Source organism: Ruegeria sp. AF2 (assembly GCF_056542025.1).
In genome coordinates, this window is record NZ_JBQFZC010000015.1 from 1 (window position 1) to 8771 (window position 8771).

The following is an 8771-nucleotide window of genomic DNA, read 5'->3' on the forward strand; positions in this document are numbered from 1 at the left end:
CGCCGCGCTTTGCGCGGCGCCGGGCCCAACCAGAGGAGATGTCTCACAAGAGACATTGACGATGGGCGGGAGCCTCACACTTCGAGCGTCTTAATCACCCAGCTTGGCGTGAATCTCATCTAGATCGATCTCACCCGTCGGCATTTTGTTGGCGGGATTTTCGAAATCATACTTGAACAGTTCAAAATCCTGTTTGTAGATCTCGTAGACCAGATGCATCGACAAATCGTCAAAGTAATCCTCGACCGGATGCACGCGTTTTGGCCCATGGCCTTCGGATTCGTTGAAGCGCGGGATTTCGGACAGAGTCACGGGATGCGAGGTTTCAAGATTGTCCAACACCCCCTGCATCCCATCGTTGAACTTCTCGGTCCAAAAAATCCGATCATATCGCCCGCCATTAGCGATCAGCGTCGAGACATGGCCAGACATGGCCGACCAGTGAATGTCGGGGTCCATCGGACGTCGCCAACGGATCGTGTCACGTGCAAATAACAGAAACCGGCGGAAACTGGCGATCTGATCGAACTCGCCTTTGCCATCGTCACCGCCAACCTCGATTCCATAGTTGTAAATCAGCGTTGGCACCAGATTGCCGCGATATCGTTTGCCGTTGCGCTGGATGCCACAGATCTTGTCAAAAAAGGAACTGAGAATGCGTGTGTAGGGATTACGCACGCAGGTGAATGTATAGGACTGGTGCGATTGAACATTTCTGGCAATCGGATCCTGACTGGCACCAAAGGCCCACTTGTGCATTCCGTCCTTGGCATCGTGAATGTCACCATCAAAGAAGCTGCCATGATCCGAGAAATACATGATTTGCCCGATCGTCGAACAGGCGCATTTCGGCACAACACGGTAGACCATGCTTTGACTTTCGGTCATCCACGTTCCGGGAAAACCCATCTACTGCGCCTCCTTAGCCAGTTATCGCATTGATACTCCGGCATTTTGACCCAAAGAACCAAAAATATTCTGTTTATTCAATCGCTCATCCTCAGTATCACGGTTGCAATTGGGCAGAAACGGGGAATTACGAGACGCAAATGGCAAAGATTGCCTATATCTTGCTGTGCCACAAAGATCCTGACGCGATCATTGCGCAGGCACGTCAGCTGACGGCTGCCGGCGATTGTATGGCGATCCATTTTGACGCCCGCGCCAACGATACGGATTATGCGCAGATACGCGACGCCCTGAAAGATAACCGCAATGTCACATTTGCAACGAAGCGGATCAAATGCGGATGGGGCGAATGGTCACTGGTTCAGGCCACGCTCCATGCATTACAGGCGGCGGTGGATCAGTTCCCAAGGGTCACCCATTTTTACATGCTGTCCGGCGATTGCATGGCAATTAAAACCGCCGAGTATGTGCACAGCTTTCTTGATGAACGCGACATGGATTTCATCGAAAGCCATGACTTCTTCGAAAGCAATTGGATTAAGACCGGAATGAAAGAAGACCGGCTGATCTATCGTCACTATTTCAACGAACGCAATCAGCCGCGCCTGTTCTATGCCGCATACAAAATGCAAAAGCGTTTCGGTCTGACCCGCGGCATACCTGCAGACCTGCAGGTCAAGATCGGTAGCCAGTGGTGGTGCCTGCGCCGTCGCACAGTCGAGATGATTCTGGACTTCCTGCGCCAACGCCGCGATGTGGTCCGGTTTTTCTCGACCACCTGGATTCCGGACGAGACGTTCTTTCAGACGCTTGTTCGCCACCTCGTCCCGAAGCAGGAAATCGAAAACCGTACACTGACATTTTTGATGTTTTCCGACTATGGCATGCCTGTCACCTTCTACAATGATCACTATGACATGCTGTTGGGGCAGAACTACCTGTTCGCTCGCAAGATCAGCCCCGAGGCCCATGAGTTGAAGGAACGGTTGGGTCAGCTTTATGCCAGCGAAGGGGTCACGTTCCACATCTCGGACGAAGGGCGTAATCTGTATCACTTCCTTGCCGGTCGCGGTCGGGTAGGACGACGTTTCGCTCAGCGCTTTTGGGAGGTCGGCAATACGCTAGGCCCCGAGCGTCAGGCGTTTTTGATTGTTTGCAAGAAGTGGCATGTCGCCAAACGGCTTGTTGACCAGATCGCATCCGAAACCCCCATTCCCTGCATCGAATACATCTATGATGAGCAGGATACGCCATTGCCCGATTTGGGTGGAATCGAGACGACCCTGATTAAGCGGTCGCGCCATCGGCGGGCCGTTGCACGTATGTTGTTCGATTATTTCCAAAGCGACAGGCTGGTACTCTGCGTAGATCCGGCCAATCTGGACGTCATTCAGGATTTCTGTGCAGATCAGGCCCAAGCACGTGTTCTGGAAATCGAATGTACTTATTCAGATGAATATCTGACCGGCCATGCCTATCGCGTCGGTCTTGCGGGCCAGAACAGCTCGCAGGATTCTCTTGCACGTCTGCTACCGACCCTTCGCAATGCGCTGGCTTACGAATCCGAATTGATCCGCAGTACCCAGAATGATGGGCTGTTCCATTTGCGTGAGGCGGCGGAACGTTCGGAGAATGAGGTGATAATCGCGGAATTTCTGGGGATCAGTGCCGATCAGGCCAAAGCGATCATGCAACTGGATTACCTGTTCGCTGATTGAATCCGGCGGCACGATCAGGTGCCGCCGGACATTCGAGTTCAGATGTCGAATTTGACACCTTGCGCCAATGGCAACTCGGCCGAATAGTTTACCGTGTTGGTCTGACGGCGCATGTAGGCTTTCCAGGCATCTGATCCGCTTTCGCGCCCGCCTCCGGTTTCCTTCTCGCCACCAAATGCGCCACCGATCTCGGCCCCGGACGGGCCGATGTTCACATTGGCAATCCCGCAATCCGACCCGGCCGCTGTCAGGAATTGCTCGGCTTCGCGCATGTTCAGTGTAAAAACGCAGGACGACAAACCCTGTGGCACGTCGTTCTGGATCTCGATCGCCTCGGCAAAATCGTCATAGCCCATGACGTAAAGGATCGGAGCAAAGGTCTCGGCCTTCACAGTCGCGGTCTGGCCAGGCATCTCAACGATGGCCGGTTGCATATAAACACCGCCCGGCACACCTTCGGTCACGCGCTGACCTCCGAACACGGCACCACCCTCGGCCTTTGCTGATTCAAGCGCTGCGGTCATCGCATTGCCCGAAGCTTCATCCACCAACGGCCCAATCAACGTACCCTCGGTCAACGGATTACCGATGGGCAGACCTGCATAGGCTTTCTTCAGACGCCCAACCAGTTCCTCGCGGATCGAGTTGTGTACAATCAACCGCCGCAGTGTCGTACAGCGCTGCCCTGCTGTCCCGACAGCCGAAAATACGATCGCGCGCACCGCCATTTCCAGATCAGCCGACGGCCCAACGATCATCGCGTTATTGCCGCCGAGTTCCAGAATACACTTGCCAAAGCGCTGCGCCACAATCGGCGCCACCGCCCGGCCCATCCGGGTCGAGCCGGTGGCTGAAATGATCGGCACATCCTCGCTGGCAATCAGCGCCTCACCCAGATCGGCACCACCGATCAGGGTCTGCAAAAGCCCCTCGGGGGCGTCACCAAACCGGGCCAACGCCCGCTCAAAGATTTTCTGGCAAGCCAACGCGGTCAGAGGCGTTTTCTCGGACGGTTTCCAGATCACCGGATCGCCGCAAACCAGCGCCAGCGCAGCATTCCACGACCATACCGCCACGGGGAAATTAAAGGCCGAGATCACTCCGACCGGTCCCGCCGGATGCCACGTTTCCATCATCCGGTGACCCGGGCGTTCCGAAGCAATGGTCAGACCATAAAGCTGCCGCGATAGACCAACAGCAAAATCGCAGATGTCGATCATCTCCTGCACTTCGCCCAGACCTTCCGAGGTGATCTTTCCTGCCTCCCAACTGACAAGCGCGCCAAGGTCGTCCTTGGCGGCCCGCAGCTCTTCGCCCAGCAGTCGGATCAACTCACCCCGGCGCGGAGCCGGCACAACGCGCCATTCCTTGAACGCCGCTTTCGAGCGGGCAAAGATGGCCCCCATCTCGGAAACCGGAGTTTCGTGAACCTCGGCCAACAGGCTGCCATCTATCGGAGAGGTCACCCGCAGCGACCCGCCGCTAAGCTCAGCTGCAGTCAGGTCCAAATTCGCAAGCGTGGTTTCAGCAGTCATTACAACGTCTTTCATATCTCAGGCCGCCTTGTTTTGTTCAGTAACGTCACCGGCGCGATAAAGCCGGCCAAATTCGGTGTTTAGGAAATCGGCAAGCTTTACCTGCTCTTGCCGGACAAAACCTTTCGACGGCAGAACCCCCGTCCGCATCAGATCGACGACCCCCAATACGCCTGCGGCAGTGGTGACTTGGATCGCACTCCAGACTTGTCCATCGATGGTGCGCGCAAAGGATTTGTTGATCAGGGATTTCTCACGCAACGTGCCATCAACCATCCCCTTTGCTGTGCAATAGACCAGCACGACGTCTTGATCGGTGCGCGGCAGGGCGGTCTCAAAGATCTCTTTCAGCAGATCGCGGCGACGCTCCAGCCCCAGATCGCTGAGCAACAAGCGAAGGATGTCCCGATGGCCCGGATAGCGGATCGAGCGATAGGACACCGCTCGGGCCTTTCCGTCCAGCGTTTCGGGCAAGGTGCCCAGCCCGCCCGACGTATTGAAGCACTCGTATTCGACACCGTCATGGCCGATCAGCTCATAATCTTCGAGGGGGGCGGTCTTCACCCTCTTGCCATTCACAATGGCATCGCAAGGATTACAGTATTCATTGATCAGCCCGTCGGTCGACCAGGTCAGGTTGTATTTCAACGCGTTGGTCGGATAAAGCGGCAACGCCCCGACCCGCATATGCAGGCTGTCGATTTCATCGAATTCCGCCGCCAGTGCAGCGCCCGCAATCCCGACAAAGCCGGGGGCCAGCCCGCATTGCGGCATGAATGCTGTCTCGCTGTTTTGCGCCAGCTCGCGCACTGCATTGGTGGCGGCGACATCTTCGGTCAGGTCAAAGTAATGCGCCCCAACGGTTTTGGCCGCGCTCGCAATCGCCGGTGTCAGAAAGAACGGCGCGGCAGAGATCACCGCATCAAACCCTTTAAGGCCTTTCTCCAAGCCCGCGCTATCGCTGGCATCAATCTGCCGCGTAGAAATGCCCCGTTTCTTGAATGCTGACAGGGCCGCAAGATCGTGATCGGCAACAGTCACCGTGTAATGTGCCGAGGTTTTCAGCAAAGTCGCGATCATCTGACCGATCTTCCCCGCCCCGACTACGCAAATATTCCAGCTCAAAACGCGCCTCCATTCTGTGTTTCTTTTGATTATGAAGGGCGACTTGTTCGGATTGCAGATCGTATCTTGACGAAATGAGGTAATATTACGTCATTTTGACGTATCATGTGTCACTTTGCTAAATAGCTTATTCGAAAATGACTTCGAACATGGTCGAAGTCACAATCGTTTCAGCGCTCCTTTGAAGTGATTGTACTATCAGGTATGAGAGGGCCATTGTCGGCTATACAACGCGGGCAATCGCGGTTCGCCCAAGCATATAGGTGCCTTCAATGAGATCTCTCCGTGTCCTGCTTACCTGTTTCGCATGCCTGCTTCCTTTTGCAGCTCTGGCCCAATCCGCTGAGGCACCTGCCGCTGAGATTTCGTTAGAGCTCAATGCCTTGGAAGACGTTGGTAGTGCCTGCAGATTGACCTTTCTGGTGACCAACCAATCCGGAACCACTATCGATGAAGCCGTATTCGAGACGGTGATATTTGACACCGAAGGCAGTGTCGTTACCCTCTCGCTTTTTGATTTTCGCGACTTACCTTTGGATCGCCCACGTGTCCGTCAGTTCGATCTGCCAGAGATGTCTTGCACGACTGTTGGGCGCGCATTGATCAATGGCGCGAGTTCATGCGTGGTAAAAGGCTCCCAGAGCGACATCTGTCAATCGACCCTAACGCTCAGCAGCCGGATTGAAGTGGAGTTGCTTGGATGAATATTCTCTCTTCTCTTCGAGAGATCCTGACCCTTGGCGGGCCCGTTGTGGCTATCCTTATTGTCATGTCGGTCCTGACCGTAGCAGTTACTCTTTACAAGCTTTGGCAGTTCGCTGCCTGTGGCGTAGGGCGGCACAAGGTTCTGTCACAAGCGCTGCAAGCCTGGGATGCTGGAGATCGAGCCACTGCACGCGCGCGCCTCGCTCAGAGCAGCAGCTATCTTGCACCGCTTGTCGAAGCCGCCATGGACGCGCCGGACACTCCTGATCTGGACGCTCGACTGGATGCCGAAGCTGGATTGGCACTGGCCGGGCTGGAGCGCGGATTTCGGCTTTTGGATACGGTCGCCCAGCTTGCACCCCTGCTTGGATTGTTCGGAACAGTTCTGGGAATGATCAATGCATTCCAAAGCCTTCAGTCTGCCGGGTCTTCTGTCGATCCCTCATTGTTGGCAGGTGGCATCTGGGTTGCTCTGGTAACAACAGCCGTTGGCCTTGCGGTGGCAATGCCGACTTCAATGGTCTTGTCTTGGTTTGAAAGCCGAACTGCCCGGGAACGGGTGTTTGCGGACAAAGCACTGCGCACGGTTCTGGTCCCGAACAACTCGAACCAGCCCGCCTCAGGCAGGACCGAGATTCTGAACGCTGAACATGCGTAACACGGCGCCCTTTGTCAGACGACCGATGTCGATGACCCCGCTCATCGATGTCATCTTTTTGCTGTTGCTGTTTTTCATGTTGTCTTCAACTTTCTCAAAGTTCGCGGAGATCGAAATCAGCAGCGCAACCTCAGGCGCATCAGAATCGGCTGAACCCGTCGAGCGAATATTCATCCAGATCGGTACCGAGCGCGTGACTTTGAATGGCGAAACACTGGCGCTGGATGAACTGTCTACGCGGATCGGGGCCGGTCAGGCACTGGTAAGCCTTGATGCGGATACATCCGCCCAACGACTTGTGGATTTGCTGGTTGTTTTGCGTGGCCGCGATGGCTTGACCGTCACGGTGTTGGAGTAGACCGATGATCCGCTTTGGTCGCCCAAGCCGCAAACGAGACTCGACCATCCCTCTGATCAACGTCGTCTTTCTGATGCTGATCTTCTTTCTGATTGCAGGCACCCTGGCACCACCGCTTGATCCCGAGCTTCAGCTTGTCGACACATCGGAACTCGAAGGCCGCGACCCTCCCGATGCGCTTGTCTTGAACGCCGATGGCATCCTCAGCTTTCGCGGAGTGCAAACCGATCCCGAGGCTTTTATGGCCAGCCATGATGACGGGCCCGTCAGGATTGTCCCCGACCGCAATGTTTCAGGCCAACGATTGATGGAGGTAACCGGTGCCCTTCGGCGGTATGGCGCGCCTTCTGTTTTCCTTGTGACCCAGCAGGCTTTGAAATGATCCGGAAGTCAGCGGCCATCGCTGCGTTGGCGGGTGTGCTTTCGCTTATCCTGCATATCTTTGGGATCAGCTTGTATGGGTCCAGCCTGCCAGAACTGCGGGCCAATGAGGAATCGGTCAGTTTGATCGAGCTTGGCAACACATTCGAAAAATTCACCGAAGACACGACAGACCCGGTCCAACCGGAATCTGCTGAAACACCCGAGCCCCCGGTTGAAGACACTATTAAGCCCAATACTGCCGACATCCCGATCAGCGAAACACTCGTCGCTTCCCCCAATCCTCAGCAGGTATCTTCACCCGATGTCGGAGCGCCCGTCGCCCCACGATCAGAGCTACAGGAAGAGGTGCCGACCGAACCGGTCGCCCCGTCCAACCCGGAACCAGCAACAGATGCAGATACCTCCGTAACGTCAGCGGTCGACCCGGAACCCGAGCGCTTGGCAGCTTTACCACCCACAGACAGCTCAACTGCGCCGTTCCCCCCAATCGAGAGTACGGCAGTCGAACCAGAAATCCCAAGTTCGGTCGATGAGCCAACAAACGAGCCACCAGAAGAACAAGCCGCGCCTTCCGATCAGGCCGTATCTGTTTCCAAACGCCCCCGCCTCCCGAACAGAAAGCCAGCAACGGAAACACAAAAATCACTTGATGGGTTCAGTAATTTCGATAACTTGCGCAACCCTACGCAAACATTGGAGTCGCCGCTTAGCCTTTATCAAAAGGAAGGGGCTGACCCGTTCCGAGCCAGCAGTGGCCGAAATCAAACCTCGGGTCGCGGCGTTGGAAACTCCGATACCACGAACTATGCCGGACAAATCCTGGTCCACCTCAATCAAACGCCCGTCGTCTATGTCCCGGTCCGCGGGTTTGCGCAGGTATTCTTCGAAATTAATCCTGATGGATCACTGGCTTGGGTTGATATCGTCGATAGCTCTGGCTCACCTGAAATCGAACGCGCCGCCAGAGATCAAGTCATCCGCGCCGCTCCATTTCCCCGTCCACCAAGCGGGTCAAGCCGCAGGCTATCGTTTTATTACCAAAATAGTTGATACCAAAGACAGCAGTTCGCCGAACCAGTTGTTCGTTCCCTGAATGCTTCAACACGCTCTAAGGAGAGGATTTCCATCGGTCATCACGGTAAGGTCACCGTGGGCTAAGCACAGAAGTTGGCAAAAAAGAGCTGAGGGGGGTAAGTGGTTAGTTACGAAAAGAAGTTTCCTATCGTTGCTTCCACAGTGCTTCTAGAAGTATTGGCACAAATAGAAACACCGCCCTAGGGCGGTGCGTAAACATCTGATGTTGCACGGTGTTTTTTGTTTGCGGGAGTAGGATTTGAACCTCTGAGTTTCAGGTTATGAGCCTGACGAGGTTTGATCGT

General features: G+C 55.2%; 9 protein-coding genes. 6 read left to right on the forward strand and 3 right to left on the reverse strand.

The features are described from left to right. Nucleotides 1-90: 90 nt before the first annotated feature. Nucleotides 91-909, reverse strand: a complete 819-nt coding sequence (locus ACR0NM_RS20695; protein WP_170423261.1) for a sulfotransferase family protein — start codon at nt 907-909, stop codon at nt 91-93. 140 nt (nt 910-1049) lie between these two features. Between ACR0NM_RS20695 and ACR0NM_RS20700 the strand changes: the two genes are divergently transcribed. Beyond that, nucleotides 1050-2627 carry a DUF5928 domain-containing protein gene (locus ACR0NM_RS20700; protein ID WP_480616422.1) on the forward strand — a complete coding sequence of 526 codons (1578 nt, stop codon included), beginning with the start codon at nt 1050-1052 and terminating at the stop codon, nt 2625-2627. A 38-nt stretch (nt 2628-2665) separates the two neighbouring features. On the opposite strand, the gene amaB is transcribed toward ACR0NM_RS20700, so the two are convergent. After that, nucleotides 2666-4177, reverse strand: coding sequence for an L-piperidine-6-carboxylate dehydrogenase (gene amaB, locus ACR0NM_RS20705; RefSeq protein ID WP_480616423.1), 1512 nt, complete (start codon nt 4175-4177; stop codon nt 2666-2668). Between the two features lie 3 nt (nt 4178-4180). After that, nucleotides 4181-5287, reverse strand: coding sequence for a saccharopine dehydrogenase family protein (locus ACR0NM_RS20710; RefSeq protein ID WP_480616425.1), 1107 nt, complete (start codon nt 5285-5287; stop codon nt 4181-4183). Nucleotides 5288-5559: 272 nt separating this feature from the next. Between ACR0NM_RS20710 and ACR0NM_RS20715 the strand changes: the two genes are divergently transcribed. The 5 genes from ACR0NM_RS20715 to ACR0NM_RS20735 are packed head-to-tail and all read left to right on the forward strand — an operon-like array spanning nt 5560 to nt 8442. Continuing rightward, nucleotides 5560-5991: a hypothetical protein gene (locus tag ACR0NM_RS20715; protein ID WP_170395121.1), complete on the forward strand. Its 432-nt coding sequence runs from the start codon at nt 5560-5562 to the stop codon at nt 5989-5991. Then, nucleotides 5988-6650: a MotA/TolQ/ExbB proton channel family protein gene (locus ACR0NM_RS20720; RefSeq protein WP_170423256.1), complete on the forward strand. Its 663-nt coding sequence runs from the start codon at nt 5988-5990 to the stop codon at nt 6648-6650. The genes ACR0NM_RS20715 and ACR0NM_RS20720 overlap by 4 nt, the downstream gene beginning before the upstream one ends. 31 nt (nt 6651-6681) lie before the next feature. Further along, on the forward strand, nt 6682-7008 hold the full coding sequence (locus tag ACR0NM_RS20725; RefSeq protein WP_170395115.1) for a biopolymer transporter ExbD: 327 nt from the start codon (nt 6682-6684) through the stop codon (nt 7006-7008). A gap of 4 nt (nt 7009-7012) precedes the next feature. Then, nucleotides 7013-7390 (forward strand): ExbD/TolR family protein, encoded by a 378-nt coding sequence (locus ACR0NM_RS20730; protein ID WP_170567459.1) that lies wholly within the window; start codon nt 7013-7015, stop codon nt 7388-7390. Beyond that, nucleotides 7387-8442: an energy transducer TonB family protein gene (locus ACR0NM_RS20735; RefSeq protein WP_480616427.1), complete on the forward strand. Its 1056-nt coding sequence runs from the start codon at nt 7387-7389 to the stop codon at nt 8440-8442. The genes ACR0NM_RS20730 and ACR0NM_RS20735 overlap by 4 nt, the downstream gene beginning before the upstream one ends. Nucleotides 8443-8771: the final 329 nt, after the last annotated feature.

Bases quoted from the DNA above. Each gene is read 5' to 3' on its own strand.
- amaB (WP_480616423.1), bottom strand. From the start codon at position 4,177: ATGAAAGACGTTGTAATGACTGCTGAAACCACGCTTGCGAATTTGGAC.
- ACR0NM_RS20715 (WP_170395121.1), top strand. From the start codon at position 5,560: ATGAGATCTCTCCGTGTCCTGCTTACCTGTTTCGCATGCCTGCTTCCT.
- ACR0NM_RS20730 (WP_170567459.1), top strand. From the start codon at position 7,013: ATGATCCGCTTTGGTCGCCCAAGCCGCAAACGAGACTCGACCATCCCT.
- ACR0NM_RS20735 (WP_480616427.1), top strand. From the start codon at position 7,387: ATGATCCGGAAGTCAGCGGCCATCGCTGCGTTGGCGGGTGTGCTTTCG.
- ACR0NM_RS20695 (WP_170423261.1), bottom strand. From the start codon at position 909: ATGGGTTTTCCCGGAACGTGGATGACCGAAAGTCAAAGCATGGTCTAC.
- ACR0NM_RS20725 (WP_170395115.1), top strand. From the start codon at position 6,682: ATGACCCCGCTCATCGATGTCATCTTTTTGCTGTTGCTGTTTTTCATG.
- ACR0NM_RS20700 (WP_480616422.1), top strand. From the start codon at position 1,050: ATGGCAAAGATTGCCTATATCTTGCTGTGCCACAAAGATCCTGACGCG.
- ACR0NM_RS20720 (WP_170423256.1), top strand. From the start codon at position 5,988: ATGAATATTCTCTCTTCTCTTCGAGAGATCCTGACCCTTGGCGGGCCC.